This is a genomic window from Ensifer sp. (assembly GCF_031989085.1).
GTDB lineage: Bacteria > Pseudomonadota > Alphaproteobacteria > Rhizobiales > Rhizobiaceae > Ensifer.
This window is the reverse complement of sequence record NZ_DALZXU010000008.1, coordinates 166564-185974: the sequence shown is the minus strand read 5'-3', so window position 1 is coordinate 185974 and position 19411 is coordinate 166564. Positions and strand designations below refer to the sequence as shown.

Sequence of the window (19411 nt, the reverse complement as noted above, 5' to 3'; positions counted from 1 at the left end):
GCTATCTATTACTCTGCGGATCGTCGTGTCAGGCCGTGGCGAAACGATCTTCCGGTTTAGGCTCGCCCAAGGATCAGCGCCCGCACGCTAACTGCGCAACGCTTTCGAGTGACGCCACGCGCCAGGGCGGGCCGGCGAGGTCCTCCGCATGATGACGTAACAGCCAACATACAGGCAGGTCGAAGTCGCACCGTCGCATCGCAGACCTTGAGCGTGCCCAGCCATGTCGGCAAATGTCCAGTGTCTACAAGGCGGCGAGGCTGGCGGATTGCAGGTGCCGTGGCAGCAAGGGGATACCAGCGGGCAGGCGGGTCCTCCCCAGGTGGTGCAAAGACCGGCGCCGCCCGCCAACTCTGCTGGGCTTCGCCGCCCCCAAACCGTGCTGATCGCCGGCGACCAACAGCCAGCGTCGACGTCAACGGCGTCATTGTTTACCCGGCAAACCGTGTCGATTGCCCCGGAGCTCTCCGTACTTCAGTTTTGATGGAGTACCGATCATGGGGCGCACGCGATATCATGCCTTCTTTTGCCCCGGTCGCTGCGTTGCGCCGGTTCTGTTTCAGTTCAAAGTCGAGGTGGCTGAGACGCGGACTGTCACCCGCGCCCCGATTTTTGTATTCAGAAGAAGATCGCCAACGGCGCCACGCACTGTGAGATGATCGTTCAGACTGCCTGACGCCTTGAAAAGCGCATGCGGGCAAGGATCGCTCGCGCAGTACGGAATGCCCTGTCCGGCATGATCGAGATGCGGGCCGAATATCCCAATCGGAACCGATCGCCGTCGTCGGCGCGTCGTCTGGGAGGAGGGAGGTAATGTCGACCCTTCGCAACGATCGTCTGCCGAGAGATTGGAGAACACTGGGGCGGCAATATGAGCCAGTCTTCTGCCGAGCATTAGAAGTGAGCGAGCCGCTCCCTCCCGCTTTCGCCGTCACGCTGCCAATCGCGCCGGTTTTCATAGGTAGACGCTTTCGCAACTGACCTCCGTGGCCTAGCGTCTCAAGGTTTGCATCAATCGCACGAACGATGAACGCGTGGGCCGTGCGCCACGTAAAGCTGCCGGACGTCCCGGCATGTTCATGCGACGAACGGTTGAGGCTGGGCTGGATCCGAAAACCTCGGCGCTTAGCACGGCGAACCATTTTCCAAATCATGCACGCCCTGCATTGCCCTCGAAATTCGTTTCACGACCTGGCGATTTCGATTGCTGCGAATGTGTCCCGATTTTTCAGCTTCGCTTTGATCGAGAGCCCTCGGTCTGTTCGGGTAATGGCATCTGTTTGGACGTGGTACAAACACACTGACACACTGCTATACCCCTCTTGGTGACCATAGCCAGGGGCGGATGCCACTACGATACTGATGACGCGGTTCGCGAGCACCTCCATTCCCGCTTTAAGCCTAAGGTCATGCCTTAACGCCCTTCATTTCATGGAAATCTCCGTGGGACAGCAAGGCGCATCATTGGACCGTGGAGGAAGGAGAGGCCGCCGTGAGCCGGCAGGCTTGGTACGTATCCGCGATTATTCTTCTGGCCAATTGGGACGGGGAGGGGGGGGAACGGCATCATCTAGTCGACCCTGCTGAGCGAACTTCGAAGAGGACTTCCGGTTTGTCGGACGCGCCATGTCATGAGACCCCGTCACCGACGTCTTGGGTAGATAACGAAGGCAGGATAGATAACGATCGATATTGAGTACCTATCGATAGTCATTGTGCAAAAAAAGGGGTCCGGCTGACAGAAACGTCTATCCTGTTTGCTTCCGTTGGTGAAATTTTAGACGTTAATTCATATAGTTAATGATCGACTAAAATGAACGAGGTCAAGCGACCAATCTCCTTCAAAAGCCTGCTGGCCGCAACTTAGGGGATTGTTTACCAGACATGGTACAATGCCCGGTGACCTAGGAGTTGGCGATGGCTGAAACCTCTATTGAATGGACAGATGCAACGTGGAACCCTGTTGCGGGATGCACGATTATGAGCGCCGGCTGCACCAATTGTTACGCTATGCGCATGGCTGCTCGCCTAGAGGCGATGGGTGTCGAAAAGTATCGCAATTTAACACGGAAGTCTGGCGGTCGCCCTAAGTGGACCGGGGCATTGTACCTTGACGAAAACGCTCTCCAAATCCCCATAGCATGGTCTCGTCCACGAAATGTGTTTGTCAACTCGATGTCAGACCTGTTTCATCCGGACATACCGATCGACTTTGTCCGAAAGGTCTGGTCGGTCATGGCAGAGACACGTCGGCATACTTATCAAATCTTGACGAAACGACCGGACAGGATGGCGGCCATCCTTAAGAATGGTTTCGATGTGCTTCCTAACGTCTGGCTCGGCGCAAGTGTGGAAGATGGTCGTGTAATTCACCGTCTTGACGAATTGCGAGACGTTCCCGCCGCTGTTCGCTTCGTTTCCTTTGAGCCGCTCATAGGTTCAGTTTCCGGAGGAAGTCTGCGAGGTATCCATTGGGTAATCGTTGGCGGCGAGTCTGGCCCACAAGCGCGGCCTATGGACCCGACTTGGATCGACGAAATTTTCGACCTGTGCACCGACGGCAATACTGCTTTCTTCTTCAAGCAATGGGGTGGGAAGAACAAGAAGGCAGCGGGCCGCTCTTATCGCGGACGAACTTGGGATGAAATGCCAGCGCTAATGATGTGACGGGCAAATCGGTTTGCTAGGTCGATCGCCTTTGGGGATGGGTTCGACGCTGCAAAAAACAGCGAAAATCGCTGGGGCTTCTTTTGCGGGGGCAACGGAAACGGATCAGCAACTAGCGGAAAAATAGTCTGAAGGCGCCGCTTTACGTAGGTCTCGAGACCCGCAACGTCCGCATTTCGCTGCCGCTCTTCGGGTGCTTCTAGACTGCCAAGCAGATCAGCAGGTGGAGGTACTGGACTGTAGAGCTCCGCCTCCCATTCATCCGTGCCGAGCATGTTAGTGAGTGCCCTACGCTTGCTAGCATCTACGGCGCTAATGTTGCGCGCTGCCTGCCGATAAAGCCCTGACAGTGGGAACAGGAACCAAACGTCAATAGCTTGGGTTTTTGCGACTGCCTGCAATGTCTCCCAGGCCACCTCCATTCCGTAGGGGTCGAGGAACATTATTGCCCGTCGCGACGACCAGTTCACACGGTTGATGTTCTCTTGGATGATTGCGTTAGCGTCGCCTTGGAGGACATGAATGTCGCGATCAGGGTGAGAAGCCTTTAGCCCCTCCAAAGCGGCACAGTGCGCTGACTTTTGATCCATGAATATAAGCCGGTCAAACGCGGGCTGAATGTCCAATGCGATTTTTGCAGAGCCGCGCCGACTTTCCACGCGCTCGGGAACCGGCGCGTCCAGAAGGTCACCGTCCTTGGCCTCGATCCTCACGGTTCTTGAGCCGGTTCCCGCAAACGCATCAATGTACCAAATAGATTTGAACTTCTGGCGAAGGGCGGTGGAGTAAGCCTTCAAATATTTCTCAACAATCGCGAGTTTTATCTCAGTATGTTGACCACCAAATTCGTGTTCGCCAATTGATTTCATCGGGTCCCCACCGGAAATCAAGGTCGCGAGTATTCCAGCTCGTCGAATCACTTGAAACGTATACCTAATAGATTCAAGTTATAACAAATACTCAATGTTGGGTTGCGAAGTACCCACAGATTTGCCACGGTTAGTCGATTCCGGTTCCCGGTTATCAACCGCCATGCTGACTTCCTGCGACGACCCTTAGTTGACCACACACCGGGCACGCTCAAAGTTTGACCGGTAAGTCGTGATCGGCCCCCCTAGACCAGGCGACTGCTCAATCCCGTTCAAGGCGAGGGATAGGGAGACATCCGTGCCGCCGGCTTCCGGTCGTCGAGTGATCTGAACGCGTGAGGAGCGCCAGGAGCAGATACTTAGTCAGTGCGACCCGAGCGTCTCAAGTGGGGCCGGTTGCCGTCCGGTCCTGGAAGCTGGGTGACATAGCTGCAATAGCGCGCGGGCGACCTCTATGACCGCTTCTGACCCCATTGCGGCTGTTCGATGATAGCAAACGAAGACGACTTAAGCGGGCCATGTAGGTCCCTGTCATCTTGAATCATATCTGTCGCAGGTTTCGGAATTTTTGTGACAAATTACGGACAGCCTTACAGCTTGGCTAGCTGACAGCCCAAACCACCAATCTCAGCCGTGACGTTTTGTTAAGTACGAAACCATTTGATAAAATCTTAGCCTTAATGCCGCGCGTGTACGCCATTAGTGGTCCACACCATCGTAGCCCTACGCGCGGAGACTTCACATGCGACGATGTTTTCTGAATACCTTACTGATAGCTGTCATCGCCGGCTTCAGCGTTCCTAGTGGCCCGACGCACACGTACGCTCAGTCGACTCCAAAAGCTCAGTTGGGAGAGGGGCGCGCATACGAGATCATAGATAGCGAAGTCTGGGATGTGCCCGATCCGGTTTCCGGTCGCGGTTACCAAGTCTTCGTCGCCTTACCACCGTCCTATGCGAAGGAACCACAGCGGCGCTACCCCGTGCTTTACGTCACCGACGCTGACTACGCTTTCCCGGTCATCCGGCAGATCGGCCGCCGTCTGAACGTCGAAGGGGCCCGGATCGAGGAGTTCATTCTCGTCGGTTTGTCTTATGGAAAGGGTGAGGATGGCAAGCTCAGCCGTCAGCGCGACTACACCCCTACGTCGAACGGTCCAAAGAGCGCACCAGCTAGTGCGATCCATGGGCAGGGACGGGCCTATCAGCGATATTTGGGTGATCAGGTGAAACCATTTATCGCCGCCCGCTATCGGACGGATCCCGCCAGATCGCTCTTCCTTGGCCACTCGTACGGCGCTTTGCTTGGCGCACAGATCCTGTTCACCGAACCTGGCTTGTTTAGTGGCTATATCCTCGGTAGCCCCTCTCTCTGGTACGACAAGCGCCACACGTTGAAGCTCGAAAAGGATTACGCCACGCAGAACAAGGACCTGTCGGCGAAGGTCTATCTTTATGTCGGCGCCTATGAGGCGCAGCGGAAAGGCGACCGGCGCTACAATCAGACGGTAGATATGGTCGCCGACAACCGGGCCCTAGAAGTAGCATTGCAGAGGCGAAAGTATCCGAACCTGCAATTGAAGTCGGCGGTCTTGGACGACGAGGATCACCTCACGGTCGCGCCGCGTGGCTTCACGCAGGGCTTGGAGTACCTTCTGTCAGTGCGCTGACGATTCGCATCGAAAACTGGAACGAAGCTACCGCGCAATTCTTAAGTTTTGCGAGCATACCAGCCGCGCTGAATTTTCAGTGGAATTTGCGTCGCAAAGGTCAGGTGCAAAAGTCGGTCCTACGCGACTGACCTTTTGCGATGCCGAATGGCCGCTTCGTCCTCCGTCAGCCTGAAAGTGGTTAGGCCGCTTCCACCCCAACTGGGACATTCAGCCCAAATTGGCCGAGCGGCTGCTTTGGGGAGATCTCGCGGCCGCGTGAACGGCGGGAATGGAACGCGCAAGGCTGCCGTTCACAGACTTGGTGGACGTCGCCTTGGCAGCTGGCAGAATCATGCTCCCACGAGCCTTGCACGGCTTCTTGCTGTGATGTTCACTTCTTGGGCCAAAATGGTCGCATAATGTATCGATCGGAACGAAAAGAGCCATGTTGCTCCAGGGTGCAACTATTTTGGCTTCCTGCCTGCCTTCAATGGTTCTGGCGGCGAGCCGGAATCTTCTCGGTCCACGAACAGATCTGAAATATCGACGCTCAAAGCGGCCACTAGTCGATCTAACAGGTCAACGGAGGGATTGTATTCCCCCCGTTCGATACCGCTGATCGCGGTTCTATCCACATTCGCATCAACCGCCAGATGCTCCTGCGTGATCTTCTTCGAAGACCGTATGTGCCGGAGATTCCAGGCTATGCGCGCACGGGTGTCCATAGAGCATCGCCACCACCTTGCGTAGCGTTAATCCATAGAGTATATTCTACATATTATTAGATACACGAGTTCTGCAGCGGCATCCTTCGTTGCCGAATACGACGCGTCGTGACCAAATTGGAGCGTTGCAATGGAACTTCGCCAACTCTCCTACTTCGTGGCGGTTGCCGAGGAGCTGCATTTCGGTCGGGCGGCGGCTCGGGTGCATATCGCCCAGCCGGCGTTGAGCTGTCAGATCCAGTCGCTGGAGAAGGAACTCGGCGTGCAGCTGTTTATCCGCTCGACGAGGCGGGTGGAACTGACGAGGGCAGGGGCGGTCTTCTACGATCGCTGTATCCGGATCCTTGGCGATGTCGATTTGTCGGCCGAGATGGTGCGCTCGGTTGCCGGCAAGGCGGTTCGAAAGATCCGGATCGGAACGGTCTATCGGGCAACCATCGGGGTTCTGCCAGCGTTCCTGGCGCGCATCGGCCGCAAGTATCCGGATATCGAGCTGCATATTTCCAGTGGCTCGACCAACGACATCATCCGCGGGCTGGAAAACGGTCAGATCAATCTCGGCTTCATCCGCCCGGTCGAAAACATCGGTTCGCTCCGGTTCTTCTCGATCGCCCATGAGCGCTACCTGCTGGCGCTGGAGAAGAAGAGCGCGCTGCTCTCCCGAAGCGAGATCGACATTGAGGATCTTAAGGGCGAGAAGATCATCTCGTTCTCGCGGCAGAACCTCTCCTATACCGAGCGCTATTTCGCAGAGAAGTTCGAGGAGCATGATCTGGCTAAGAGCGTCGCCTATACCTGTGACGACACGTTCTCGCTGGTGTCACTGGTATCGGCCGGTCTTGGCATCGGCTTTGCGCCGGAATGGACGCTCGATCTGCCGAACCGCAACTTCGAGCTTCGAAAGGTGAGGGGAGTGGACTTCAGGATTGGCCTCGGCGTCGCCTGGTCGAAGGACGATCCGACGGCGGCCCGTGACGACATCATCGATATCGCGCGGTCGTTGGTCAGGGCGGGCAGGTGAGGGCGGGGTGGCCAAGGTTGGTCATAGTCGCAATCGCTGATGTTCCTCTCTAGAAAACAGGAACCGAGGACGGCGGGTACGACGTTCAATGGCGAGCAATTTATCTGTGACCTGTAGATGAGCGAACCACCAGTTCGGCCGGAACCTCCAGGTGGCGGTCTTCGATTGTTTGGCCGCGGATGCGACGTGTCAGAGCTTGGACTGCGAGCTGGGCTCGTAGATCCGCGTCGTGGTGAATGGTCGTCAGGGGTGGATTAAGGCAAGCGGCGAAGGGAAGGTCGTCGAAGCCGACCACCGACACATCCTCAGGGACGCGCAAGCCATGTTCAGCGATGGCGCGTAGGGCCCCAATTGCGACCGTGTCATTGCCGGCCATGATCGCGGTCGGCCTTTGCCCTGGCGCTTCGAGAAGAGCCATGACGGCATCCCGGCCGCTCGCTGCGCTATAATTGGCATGAACAACAAGCGCGGGATCAAAGGGTATTCCATGTCCTGCAAGGCTTGCGGTGTAGGCCCCAACGCGGACGTGGGTTGCGAAAATGTCGCTGGGCGCAAAACTAACATAGGCAATTCGTTTGTGCCCGAGAGCGACGAGGTGATCGACAAGAGTACGAATGGCTTGTCGCGTGGGCAGGGAAATCGAAAACTCGTCCGGGTGCCCGATGCCGCCGACAAGGACCACCGGAAAACCAGTCTCGATGACCGCGCTCAGGTCGGCATCCTTCGTGCGCGGGCTGATGACAAGCAAGCCATCCACTGCGCCTTCATGCATGAGGTCCCGGTACGTTCTCTGGCTGTCGTCGGACACGTAGTCGATCATCACGCGATAGCCCCCCTCCCGGCTCCTGGCGATGATGGCTTGCAAGAGCAAGGCTATGAAGCCGTCCACGGCCAGCAGCAACGGGTCGGTGACGATGATGCCAAGTGTCTCGGTGTCGCCGCGTACGAGCATTCGACCCGCCCGGTTCGGTTGGTAATTTAATGCCTCGGCCGCAGCTCGGACCCGCTCTCGTGTCTCGTGGCTGATTGAGACCTGGGTCGATCCGCTCAAAACGAGTGAGACGGTTGAGCGTGAGACGCCGGCGCGCTCGGCGACGTCACGACTGGTCGATTTTCTCATGAAGCAAAAATTCCGCCGCCAATTTCCAGGTTGGCCAGATGTAACCACTTGACAAGCCATCCGTCAAATCTAATAACACGTGTTAGTTAGGAAATAACACGTGTTATCAGCTCCTTTTTTGGGGTGACACGAGGAGGATCGGTTTTGCGGGTACCAAAAATCACATTCATCGGCGCGGGCTCGACGGTGTTCATGAAGAACATCATTGGTGATGTGTTGCAGCGTCCGGCGCTGGCGGGTGCAACGATCGCCCTGATGGATATCGATGCCGAGCGCCTACGCGAGAGTGAGATCGTTGCGGGCAAACTCGTCAAGACGCTGGGAGCGAGCGCACAAGTCAGGACATATTCCAATCAGCGGCAAGCCCTGGAGGGCGCCGACTTCGTCGTGGTCGCTTTCCAGATCGGCGGCTTTGAGCCTTGCACGGTCACTGACTTCGAGGTTCCGAAGGCCTTTGGCCTTCGCCAGACGATCGCCGACACACTCGGCGTCGGTGGAATCATGCGCGGGCTGCGCACAGTGCCGCATCTTTGGTCGATCTGCGAGGACATGCTGCAAGTCTGCCCCGACGCGATCCTGCTGCAATACGTGAACCCGATGGCGATCAACACATGGGCGATCGCCGAGAAATACCCGACCATCAAGCAGGTGGGTCTCTGCCACTCGGTGCAGGGTACTGTCGCCGAGCTCGCATACGATCTGGATATCCCGGTTGCGGACATTCGCTACCGCTCCGCGGGCATCAACCACATGGCATTCTTCCTGACGCTGGAGCACCGGCAGGGCGACGGAAGCTATCGCAGTCTTTATCCTGATCTTCAGCGCGGCTACCGCGAGGGCCGCTTTCCGAAGCCCAATCCGGTGCGGGCGCGCTGCCCCAACAAGGTTCGTTACGAAATGCTCGCCCGGCTCGGCTATTTCGTCACCGAAAGCTCGGAACACTTCGCCGAATACACGCCCTACTTCATCAAGGACGGGCGGCCCGATCTGATCGAGTCGTTCGGCATTCCGCTTGACGAATATCCGACGCGCTGCGTCGAGCAGATGGCGCGGTGGAAGGGCATTGCCGACAGCTATCGCACCGCCGAGACGATCGAAGTCAGCAAGAGCAAGGAGTACGCTTCGGCGATCATGAATGCGGTCTGGACCGGCGAGCCCGCCGTTGTCTACGGCAACATCCGCAACAATGGCTGCATCACCTCGCTGCCGCCCAATTGCGCGGCGGAAGTACCTTGCCTTGTCGATGCGGCCGGGATCCAGCCGACCTATATCGGCGACTTGCCGCCGCAGCTCACCGCACTCATGCGCACCAACATCAATGTGCAGGAACTGACCGTTGCGGCACTCATGACCGAGAACCGCGAGCATCTCTACCATGCCGCGATGATGGATCCGCACACCGCCGCCGAACTCGACCTCGAGCAGATCTGGCAGCTCACGGACGCTCTTCTCGCCGCCCATGGAGAGTGGGTGCCTGAATGGGCCAGGCCGACTGGATCCAAGCGGGCGGCCTGACACCGATATTCCTGTTGTTTCAATCGTGGAGGAGCGAAGATGAAACCGAACACACAGAACTGGCTTAAACTGATCGGGGCCGCGTTGCTTGGATGCACGCTGGCAACGCCTGCATCGGCCGAAGACGTTACGCTGCGCTATGCGATCTGGGATCAGTCGCAGCAGCCTACGTTCCGCAAGATTGCCGACGCGTTCGAACAGAAGAACGAGGGTATAAAGATCGACATCCAGATCACCCCGTTCTCAAAATACTGGACGAAGCTGCAGACCGAAGCGTCGAACGATGCGCTGCCGGACGTGTTCTGGATGAACCCGTTCAACTTCCCGCTCTATGCCTCGCAAGGCATGCTGCAACCGATCGACGACCAGGTGGCGGCGGCGGGCTTCGATGTCAGTGCCATTCCCGAGGCAATGCGCACGATCTACAGCTATGACGGTAAGCTGTATTCACTTCCCAACAACCGTGATGCCCTCGTTGCCTGGTACAATAAGAAGCTGTTCAAGGAGGCTGGTTTGCCAGAGCCCAAGGACGGTTGGACCTGGGCGGATTTCCAGACGGCGGCAAAGGCCTTGACCAACAAGGAGGCCGGTATATGGGGCACCGCCGTCTCGCTCGATTTTCGCGCGACCGTGCTCGGGACGATCCATCAGGCCGGCGGATCCATCCTGTCGCCAGACGGCAGGACGGCGCAGTGGGATACCAAGGAGGCGGTGGACGGGACCCAGTATTGGGTCGACATCATCAACGCCGGTTCCAGCCCCACTCTCGAGCAACTGGCTTCGACGGACGCCAACAGCCTGTTCCTCTCCGGAAAGGTGGCGATGTTGCAGACGGGCTCATGGATGGGTGTGAGCTTTGCCGCATCGCAATTGGCCAAGGATGGCAACATTGCCATCGTGACCCTGCCGAAAGGACCGAAGAACGGGTCCGCATCGACGTCTTCGCTTGGCAACATGATCAGCGCGGGCGCGAAGCATCCGGAGGAGAGCTACAGGTTCGTCGAGTTCCTCGGCTCGAAAGAGGCGGCGGATATCTACACCCGCTCCGGAGTGGCGCTGTCGGCTTATCCCGAGTTCGACAGGAACTTTATCGACTACTTTTCCAAGTCATTTGATGTGACTCCGATAACCCGGCAGATCGCCGACACCTTTGCGATGCCGGTCTCGCTCAATTCGTCGGTCTGGCAAAAGGCGACCAACAGTGCGCTGGTCGAGATCCTCAGCCGCAAGGTGAGCGTCGAGGATGGCCTGAAGACGCTACAGTCATCGATGCAGGAAGCGCTTGACGCCGAGGCAGCGTTGTAATGACGGCGGCCATTCCCACAGCGCCATGCGCCACCGCCCGCCGGTCCGGGGCACGCTTCGAACTGAGCGAGCGCCACCGGGAGGCCATGACGGGATATCTCCTGATCCTTCCGCTTTTCGTGGGCGTGGCCGTCCTCTACTTCTATCCCATCCTGCGTAGTTTCGAGCTGTCCTTCATGCAGACGGGTGTTTTCCGGGGGGAAACATTCGTCGGGTTGAAACACTACAGACATCTCGTCGAAGACCCGACCATGTGGCGAGCCCTCGGCAACTCCCTGCTTTATGCATTGGTCGGCTTGCTGGAAGTGCCGCTTGCCATAGTCTTTGCGGCGCTTCTGAATACGCCGAGGCTCAAGTATCTGAGTGTCTACAGGGTGCTCTTCTTCCTGCCGGTGGTCACCATGCCGGCCGCCGTCGGCATGGTTTGGCAGTTGCTCTACAACGTCGATTACGGACCAATCAACCAGGGGCTGATGATGCTTGGCATTCCGCCGGTCGCGTGGCTGACCGAGCCCGGGATCGTCATAGTTGCGGTGGCGATGGTGGGCATCTGGTCCGGCCTCGGACAGAGCATCATTCTAATCCTGTCGGGTCTGCAGACCGTCCCGCACGACCTGCACGAGGCAGCCGAACTCGACGGTGCGGGACCAGTCCAGCGGTTCTTTCATGTCACTCTGCCGATGATCTCTCCGACGATCTTCCTGGTCGCGGTTCTAAACGTCATCAAGTCACTGCAGGTATTCGACCTTATGTACATTATGGTCGGCCCGAAGAACCCGGTGTTCAACGACGCCCAGACCATCGTCACCTACTTCTTCGAGGTCGGTTTCGTCGAGCACAATCGCGGCTATGCCGCAGCCATCGTGGTCAGTCTGCTTGGCATGATCATGCTGACGACTGCAGTCCAATTCCGCCTTCAAAAGAAATGGGTGCATTATGGCTAGAATGGCGTCTTCACAGAGCGTGCGCGCCCACGCCATCGTGCATGGGGTGCTGATCGTATCCGCGCTTGTGATGGTCTTCCCCTTCTTCTGGCAGGTGATGACCACCTTCAAGACGCAGACGGAAGCGCTGCAGGTGCCGCCGCAGCTTTTCCCCGCGGCATTCGATTTCGATGCGTATGAACGGGTTTTGCAGCGCATCCCCTTCACCGACATGTTCAGCAATTCGATTGTGTCGGTCGTCACGCGCACCCTTGCACAACTCGTCTTCTGCTCGATGGCCGGCTACGCGTTCGCGCGGCTGCGTTTTCCCTTTCGCAACACGCTTTTCGTCATGCTTTTGGCGATCATGATGGTTCCGCGGGAAATTTACCTTCTGCCGCAGACCGAGATCATGAAGTCGGTCGGCCTGCTCGACACGGTCACCGCGATGATCGCGCCGGGTCTGTTCAGCGCTTTCGGTACTTTCCTCATGCGTCAGTTTTTCCTCACTCTGCCGGAAGCGCTAGACGAAGCGGCCCGTCTCGATGGTGCAAACCGCCTCCAGGTCTTCTATCTGATCATGCTGCCGCTCGCCAAACCAGGGCTGGTAGCCCTGGCCATCTTTACGGCCCTCTGGACCTGGAACGAGCTTCTATGGCCGCTGGTGATCATCTCGACCTCCTCGAACCTGAACCTCTCGGCCGGCATTTCCACCCTGAGCGGCGAATACATCACCGACTTTCCAATGCTGATGGCGGGTTCGTTGATGGCCGAATTGCCGATGATCCTTTTGTTTCTGGTGCTCCAGAAGCGGTTCATCGAAGGCATTGCGACGACGGGAATGAAGTGACATGGCCACGCCCACGAAGAAACAACAGCCGAACGTGCTGATTTTCATGACCGATCAACAGAACGGGTCGACAATTCGCGACGGCACGTGGTGCCGCGCAAAGACGCCGCACCTCGACCGTTTCCGGAGCGGGGCGGTGGATTTCACCGACGCGTTCACGACGTCGCCGCATTGCTGTCCCTCGCGGGCGAGCTTTTTCACCGGCACCTATCCCTCCGAGCACGGCGTCTGGAACAACGTCAATGTCGGCAATGCGCTGTCGCGGGGACCGAGGCCGGGCGTCCCGTTCTGGTCGCGTGCCTTTGTCGACGCCGGTTACGCACTCGCTCATTCCGGCAAATGGCATGTCAGCAACGCCCAGCCACCGTCCGATTTCGGTTGGCATGAACTGACGTCACCTTCCCAGCCGGGCAGGGGTCTCGATCTTGACGGACAGCGGGCCGACGCCCGCCGGCGCGAATTGGCAAGGCTCGATGAGCGCCCAATCTCGGGCCCCGTTCGCGAGGCTGGCGAAATTCTCAGGCCCGGCTGGCCGCGTTACGTTCACTATGCCACGAACGAGGATCCGTTTGGGGATGCCGCGGTGGTGGAACAAGGCGTTTCGTTCATTCGCGGCCGTCAGAACCTGGAAACGGAAGAGCCGTGGTGTCTTTACGTCGGCACGCTCGGTCCGCACGACCCCTATATACCGCCGAAGCGCTTCCTCGATCTGTACGATCGGGACGCAATCGTTCTTCCTGCAAATTTCAGTGACACGATGGCGGACAAGCCGGCCTTCTATCGCCGGACAAGGGACCGCTTCGACCAGATGAGCGTCGAGGAACAGCGCGACGCGCTCTGGCACTACATGGCATTCTGCAGCTACGAGGATGCGTTGTTCGGTCGATTGCTGTCTGCCCTGGAGGAGACCGGGCAACTGCACGATACGATCGTTGTGTTCACGTCCGACCATGGTGACTATGCGGGGGAGCATGGCCTCTGGGGAAAGGGTTTGCCCTGCTTTCAATCGGCCTACTCGGTGCCGTTCGTCTTGGGAGGACCGGGCATCGAGCCCGGTCTCGCGGGAACGCGCTGCCGGACGCCGGTGTCACTCGCCGATTTCGGACCGACACTGAGCGAACTCTGCCATGTCGTTCCGCCCACAGGAATGTCGGGACGCTCGATCGCCGGCTGGCTGAGGGCCGGCGGGCCCGAACCTGTTCGGCAAGACATCGTCTTCCAGTCGAACGGCAACGAGGCCTACGGCATCCAGCGGATCATCGTGAGAAACAGGTGGAAGCTCGTCTACAATGCGTTCGACTATGATGAACTTTACGAGCTCGATGCGGATCCGGGCGAAATGCACAACCTGCTTGCGGTCGACGCGAGCGTGCGCAATCTCGGCGCCGGTCACCTGGACCGGATCCCGCAAGATTTGCGACCGATCGTTCGGGATCTCTATGTCCGGCTGTGGCGGTTCGCCATCGATCGCGGCGACGACATCTTCGATCCATACATCCTGACGGCGATGGGCACGTTTGGACCAAAGGCCACCGCCGATGGTTCGGGGACATAGTTTTCGGCCAGACGAAACAGCGGTGTTTGGCAAAACGGCGCCTTGAGCGGGCGGTTATGCCCGCTCGGCTTCGACCGCGCTTCAACTGCAGTTGGCAAAGATGATTGTCGAGCATGGCCGAGCGCGAATTGGCGCGGCGGTCGAGCGATCGACGAATGGGAGGGATCATGGGAAACATAGTTCTGGATAGAGTGACGAAGTCGTTTGGTTCGACGACGATCATTCCCGGTATCAGCCTTGAGATAGATGACGGGGAGTTCGTCGTGTTCGTCGGACCGTCTGGCTGCGGAAAGTCGACGCTTCTGCGCCTCATCGCGGGCCTGGAAGACACGACCGCGGGAACGATCTCGATCGGTGGTCGCGACGTCACGCGCGAAGCGCCGGCCGCACGCAAGCTCGCGATGGTGTTCCAGTCCTATGCGCTCTATCCGCATATGTCGGTTGCGAAGAACATTGCCTTCCCGCTGAAAATGGCGGGCGAGAGCCAGGACGTCATCGACAGGAAGGTAAGGGAGGCTGCGGAGGTCCTCAACCTCACCAATTATCTGGAGCGCCGGCCAGGCCAACTTTCCGGCGGGCAGCGCCAGCGGGTCGCGATCGGACGCGCCATCGTGCGTCAGCCCACCGCCTTCCTATTCGACGAACCCTTGTCCAATCTGGATGCGGCGTTGCGCGGTGCCATGCGGCTGGAGATTTCGGAACTGCACCACCAGTTGAAGACCACGATGATCTACGTCACCCACGATCAGGTGGAGGCGATGACCATGGCAGACAAGATCGTTGTGCTGAACGCAGGCGATATCGAGCAGGTCGGTTCGCCCCTGGAGCTGTATAACAGCCCAAGGAATCTTTTCGTTGCCGGTTTCATCGGCTCGCCGAAGATGAACTTTCTCGAAGGTTCGGCGGCCGACAGGCACAATGCCCAAACCATCGGGGTACGGCCAGAGCACGTCGAAATCTCGAAGACTGTGGGCGAGTGGATAGGCAAAGTGACGGTTGCCGAGCATCTCGGCTCGGACACCTTCGTACATGTGCACACCGAACACGGCCCGATCAATGCGCGTGCGAACGGGGAGTGCGACGTCAAACACGGAGATACCGTGTTCCTTTCGCCTGTTCCTTCCAAGATCCATCGGTTCGGGGCTGATGGGCGCGCATTGTCTGAAGACAAAATGGCATCGAGGATCTGAAGAGCGAGAGGATCATCTCGTTCTGGCAGCGAACCGCGCCAATGCAGGGAGCGACGTCGCTTGAAAATTCGAGGAACAGGATCCAGCGGGGAGTGTCGCCAATGTCTGCGACGACACCTTCTCATTGGTGCCGCTCAGGAACTCAAGCGGACGCAAGGCCATCCATGCGCAGGATGAACCGTTGAATCGCATCGGGCGCGAGCGCGACATGATCTCGTGTCGCCAGCATGTGCTCGGTCAGCGTCGAGAACAGCTCCGCAGCGAGATCGGCATGTTCGACGATCAGGTTTGTCGTTTCCTGCGGGTCGCTTGCCAGCGCGTAGAGTTCGAAGAAAATCTCATCCTTGAAGATGTCGACGATGAGCTTGTGCGATCTTCGGATGATGCATCGCGAGAAATTGCCTAGAGCGCCATTGCCGTCATACTGGATAAAGACGTCCTCGCCCGTGCTTTCACCGCTCATTGCCGACAGCAGGGAGGACCCGGGAAGGTCGCCTGGTTTCTCCACACCCAGTATTTCGCAGATCGTCGGTAAAACATCGATGTGGCTGACAGGGTGATCGCAGACGCCCACACCGGCGATACTTGCGGGCATCTTGAAGAGAAGGGGTGTCCTGACGGCTTCCTCGTACATGCACATCTTCTGCCAGAGGCGATGCGAGCCGAGCATTTCCCCGTGGTCGCTCGTAAACAGGATCAGCGTTTCGTCATAGATGCCTTCAGCCTTGAGCCTGGTCACCAGTTCGCCGATGCAGTGGTCGAGAAGGGCGACGAGACCGGCATAGACACGCCAGATCTCCTTCCAATCGTCGCGGCTGTACCGGGCACCGACGAAGCCGGGAAGATTGTAGAGCTGCAAAGGGCTTTGGCCCGAGAACCATTGGCCGACATTGGCAGGCAGGTCGACCTCGCGTGCCAAGGAGTACCACGGCTCCGGCACGTCGAAGGGCGGATGCGGCGCAAGGAACATCGCGCTCAGGAAGAAAGGACGCGATCTGTCGCGGTTTTCGATGGCATCGAGCGATGATTGCAGTATGTAGCCATCGAAGAAGCTGTCGAAACCCGGCTCGTAGCAACCTGTCGCCGGGATCGAATAGTTCCCGACCGAAGTGATGGCGCCAGAGGTCAATTCCGGAACGATGCCGCGGAAGCGGGCGCCTCCCGGGACACGGTGTGCTCTTGCTTCGAGGAGCGCGTCATAATTGCTTTCAAGCGCGCTCCACCGGACCGCCGAGCCCTCGCGTGTCTCCAGCGGTGGTTGGTACATCAGGTGCTGTTTCCCCGCATGCCAGCAATCCCAGTCGGCCGACAGCAATTCGTAAAGGTTGGTGACGCCTTCATCGACGAAGCCATGCTCTTTGTCCGCCTCGATCCATGGATTGATCAGGCAGCCTGTCGAGCTGGGGTACCGTCCGGTAAAGAACGCGCCCCGGGAAGGGACGCAGAGCGGGGACGCGCAATAGGCGTTTGGGAAGAGGCAGCTGTCGGCCTGAAGCGCCTGGAGATGCGGCATGTACTGCGTGCCGATGAAGTCGTAGCGAAGTTGATCCGCCATAATCACGACGATGTTGGGCTTCTTCATCGAGACATCCTTGCAAAGGCTGCGCGAGAAGGCAGCGCAACGGGTGACCGCCCGCCAGTGCAGGTCGGCGGTCGATTTCATGCGATGTGGAGACGGCGGGAAGGGGGCTGAAGGTTTCGCCGACCTCAGCGGCCATGCCTGGGCGGGCCGACGGTCGCCCTTTCGATCAGTTTGACACCCATGTTGACGCGCGTGATGCTCTCCTCGGCGTTGGCGATCCGCTTCATCAGCAGTTGAATGCCGATCCGGCCGAGTTCGATGCGATCGATGCTGATGGTCGTCAGTGGCGGCCGGCTGTGCATGGCAACAGCCACGTCGTCGAGCCCGATGATCGAGTAGTCGTCGGGCACGGAGAGGCCCTGGCTCTGAAGCGCCTGCATCACGCCGAGTGCAACCACGTCCATGCTGCAGAAAAGTGCTGTTGCCTTGTCCAGCCTGCCGCTCTCGAGCGCCTGGCGGGTGGCCGATTGTGCCTGGGTTTCCAGGAACCCCATCTTGCCGAGGTCGATAACGTGCCTTTCGGGATCGAAGGCAATTCCAGCTTCTTCCAGCGCCAGGCGAAACCCCTCGAGACGACGCTGCATGGACAGTCTGCGGGGCAGCGTCACATGAACGATTTCCCGGTGGCCTGCCTCCAGGAGGCGACGCGTGGCTAGCCAGCCCGCCGACCAGTTGTCGGGCAGGACACTGTCCATGCGCATCGAGCGATCCATGCCATTGATGAGAACAGTCGGCACACCGCTTGCTGCGAGGCGGTCGATCGCGGCCCGGTCGTCCAGCCCGACAGCGATGATTGTGCTCGGTGCGGCGCCCCGCAGATACTCATCGATTTCCGATGCGTTCTTCTGGGCGTCGTGGGTCAAAAGTTGCACATCGACCTTCAGCGAATGCGCAGCTGCCTCGTCCAGTGCGCCGCGGATCACATCCTCATAGAACTGCGACCCGGAGTAATATTCGGCCGGCACGATCAGGGCGGTGCTTCCGATGCCCGCCCTGTGTAGCGATCGGGCGCTGCGCCCGAGGTAGCCGAGCTCTTCCGCCAGCGCCAGGATCTTCTTGCGGCTCTCGTCGCTGACGCCGCCGCGGTTGTTCAGCACCTTCGACACGGACGCGACGGAAACTCCGGCCGCGTCGGCGATATCGCGCAGGGTCAGTGTGGCAAGTTGATCATCGGTCATTGGAAACCCACTCCATCAGATTCCTGCGCGTTTTGGGAGTCGCGGCGGCTGACATTTCGCCTGCTTACCAGAAGAATTGCGTATGCCCGAGCGACCGCATCAAAGCTTCCATGAAATAGTAGTCACCATAGGGAAGCATGGTGTCGGAATAGCCGGATCCGACATGGGCCGCGCCGTGGGCGAGAAGGCCAAGTGCGGTCGGATCGTCTGTCAGATCGCAGGTGTCGAGCAACCCGGCGATCAGGCGGTCTGCGAACCCGCGCCAGCGCTGTGCCTCGTCCGCATCGCACTGGTCGGCAAGCATATAGATGCCGGCCGCCATGATCGCGCCGGCCGAACTGTCGCGCGGCGCGTTCTTCGGGTCAGGAACGTCATAGTCCCACACGGGAACGAGGTCGTCGCCCATCAAAAGCTCGGCCTTGGCGGCAAGCCTGCGGGCCGCATCCAGATAGGATTTGTTGCCGGTGACACGCGCACATTGGGCAAAGCCATGGATCAGCCAGGCCTGGCCGCGCGACCAGCAGGAGCCGTCGGCATGGCCCTGGTGGGTTTCTCCGCGCAACGCTTCGCCGGTGCTGGGATCAAACAGGAAGGTGTGGAAGCTGGTGTCGTCGTCGCGCACCAGGTGTTTCAATGTGGTGTCGGCATGGCCATCGGCGGCCTCGCGAAAGTCGGCTCGCCCGGTTTCGCCGTGCGCCCAGTAGAGCAATGCGAGGTTTTGCATCGTGTCGGCGATGATCCGGCCGTTGGCGAAGTCGGCGCGCATGGAACCATGCGTCGGAAGCGCATTCCACGCCTGAAGGTAGCGCCCTTCCGGTCGATATCTTCCAAGCAGCAAATTGGCGGCTTCGAGCGCCATTGCGCGCGGCTCTTTCTCGCCGGTCATCAGCCATTCGGCCACGCAGCTCAGAGAAAACTGGAAGCCGAGATCATGGTCCTGGGCGCGACGATGCGCCAGAATGCCGCGAAAGATGGCGCGTCGGGCGCGTGCTGCATGGAGGAATGCCGGATCGCCGGTCATTTGCAGTGCCAGCCACAGCTGTCCCGCTTGAAAGCTGACGACCCAATCATAGGGACTGCAATAGGCCCAGCTATTGTCGCTCAAGCCGATTTTCGGATTGCGGATGCCGATGACCGGCATGGTGCTTCGCAGCTTTTCGATGCTGCGAACGAGTGCGGCCTGGTGTCGATCCGCATCGGAGGTGGCGGCTGCGGCGACGGAGGCTGCAAAGTAGCTGCTGGTTTCGATTTTCATGGGCT

The 19411-nt window shown here is 58.8% G+C and carries 15 protein-coding genes; 9 read left to right on the top strand and 6 right to left on the bottom strand.

Annotated elements, in window-relative coordinates; translation table 11 throughout:
- Positions 1–1917: 1917 nt before the first annotated feature.
- On the top strand, positions 1918–2667 hold the full coding sequence (locus RTP54_RS25760) for a DUF5131 family protein (RefSeq protein WP_312366476.1): 750 nt from the start codon (positions 1918–1920) through the stop codon (positions 2665–2667).
- Here the strand turns inward: RTP54_RS25760 and RTP54_RS25755 are convergent.
- On the bottom strand, positions 2622–3536 hold the full coding sequence (locus RTP54_RS25755; protein WP_312366475.1) for a three-Cys-motif partner protein TcmP: 915 nt from the start codon (positions 3534–3536) through the stop codon (positions 2622–2624). The two genes, RTP54_RS25760 and RTP54_RS25755, sit on opposite strands and share 46 nt — an antisense overlap.
- 742 nt (positions 3537–4278) lie before the next feature.
- On the opposite strand from RTP54_RS25755, the gene RTP54_RS25750 reads away from it, so the two are divergent.
- Positions 4279–5205 carry an alpha/beta hydrolase-fold protein gene (locus tag RTP54_RS25750; RefSeq protein ID WP_312366473.1) on the top strand — a complete coding sequence of 309 codons (927 nt, stop codon included), beginning with the start codon at positions 4279–4281 and terminating at the stop codon, positions 5203–5205.
- Positions 5206–5651: 446 nt separating this feature from the next.
- Here the strand turns inward: RTP54_RS25750 and RTP54_RS25745 are convergent, their stop codons facing one another.
- On the bottom strand, positions 5652–5912 hold the full coding sequence (locus RTP54_RS25745) for a helix-turn-helix transcriptional regulator (protein WP_112811949.1): 261 nt from the start codon (positions 5910–5912) through the stop codon (positions 5652–5654).
- A gap of 130 nt (positions 5913–6042) precedes the next feature.
- Here RTP54_RS25745 and RTP54_RS25740 point away from each other — a divergent pair, with 130 nt between their 5' ends.
- A complete protein-coding gene (locus tag RTP54_RS25740; protein WP_312366471.1) occupies positions 6043–6933 on the top strand; it encodes a LysR family transcriptional regulator in 891 nt (296 codons plus the stop codon).
- A gap of 100 nt (positions 6934–7033) precedes the next feature.
- Here the strand turns inward: RTP54_RS25740 and RTP54_RS25735 are convergent, their stop codons facing one another.
- Positions 7034–8053 carry a LacI family DNA-binding transcriptional regulator gene (locus RTP54_RS25735; RefSeq protein ID WP_312366469.1) on the bottom strand — a complete coding sequence of 340 codons (1020 nt, stop codon included), beginning with the start codon at positions 8051–8053 and terminating at the stop codon, positions 7034–7036.
- A gap of 144 nt (positions 8054–8197) precedes the next feature.
- Between RTP54_RS25735 and RTP54_RS25730 the strand changes: the two genes are divergently transcribed.
- The 6 genes from RTP54_RS25730 (at position 8198) to RTP54_RS25705 (ending at position 15391) form a co-directional block, all read left to right on the top strand.
- A complete protein-coding gene (locus tag RTP54_RS25730) occupies positions 8198–9568 on the top strand; it encodes an alpha-glucosidase/alpha-galactosidase (protein ID WP_409517214.1) in 1371 nt (456 codons plus the stop codon).
- A 39-nt stretch (positions 9569–9607) separates the two neighbouring features.
- Positions 9608–10873, top strand: coding sequence for a sugar ABC transporter substrate-binding protein (locus RTP54_RS25725; RefSeq protein WP_312366466.1), 1266 nt, complete (start codon positions 9608–9610; stop codon positions 10871–10873).
- Entirely contained in the window at positions 10873–11817 is a 945-nt protein-coding gene (locus tag RTP54_RS25720; RefSeq protein ID WP_312366464.1) for a sugar ABC transporter permease, read from the top strand. Before RTP54_RS25725 ends, RTP54_RS25720 begins: the two co-directional genes overlap by 1 nt.
- Before the next feature lies 1 nt (position 11818).
- Entirely contained in the window at positions 11819–12646 is an 828-nt protein-coding gene (locus tag RTP54_RS25715; RefSeq protein WP_312366462.1) for a carbohydrate ABC transporter permease, read from the top strand.
- A gap of 1 nt (position 12647) precedes the next feature.
- Positions 12648–14201, top strand: coding sequence for a sulfatase-like hydrolase/transferase (locus RTP54_RS25710; RefSeq protein WP_312366460.1), 1554 nt, complete (start codon positions 12648–12650; stop codon positions 14199–14201).
- A gap of 167 nt (positions 14202–14368) precedes the next feature.
- The gene (locus RTP54_RS25705) at positions 14369–15391 is read left to right on the top strand and encodes an ABC transporter ATP-binding protein (protein WP_312366612.1); all 1023 of its coding nucleotides are present in this window, start codon (positions 14369–14371) and stop codon (positions 15389–15391) included.
- A gap of 142 nt (positions 15392–15533) precedes the next feature.
- On the opposite strand, the gene RTP54_RS25700 is transcribed toward RTP54_RS25705, so the two are convergent.
- From RTP54_RS25700 to RTP54_RS25690, 3 genes are all read right to left on the bottom strand, one after another.
- The gene (locus RTP54_RS25700; protein WP_312366458.1) at positions 15534–16973 is read right to left on the bottom strand and encodes a sulfatase-like hydrolase/transferase; all 1440 of its coding nucleotides are present in this window, start codon (positions 16971–16973) and stop codon (positions 15534–15536) included.
- Between the two features lie 125 nt (positions 16974–17098).
- Positions 17099–18151 (bottom strand): LacI family DNA-binding transcriptional regulator, encoded by a 1053-nt coding sequence (locus RTP54_RS25695; protein WP_312366456.1) that lies wholly within the window; start codon positions 18149–18151, stop codon positions 17099–17101.
- A 64-nt stretch (positions 18152–18215) separates the two neighbouring features.
- Positions 18216–19406 carry a glycoside hydrolase family 88 protein gene (locus RTP54_RS25690; RefSeq protein WP_312366454.1) on the bottom strand — a complete coding sequence of 397 codons (1191 nt, stop codon included), beginning with the start codon at positions 19404–19406 and terminating at the stop codon, positions 18216–18218.
- Positions 19407–19411 lie beyond the last annotated feature (5 nt).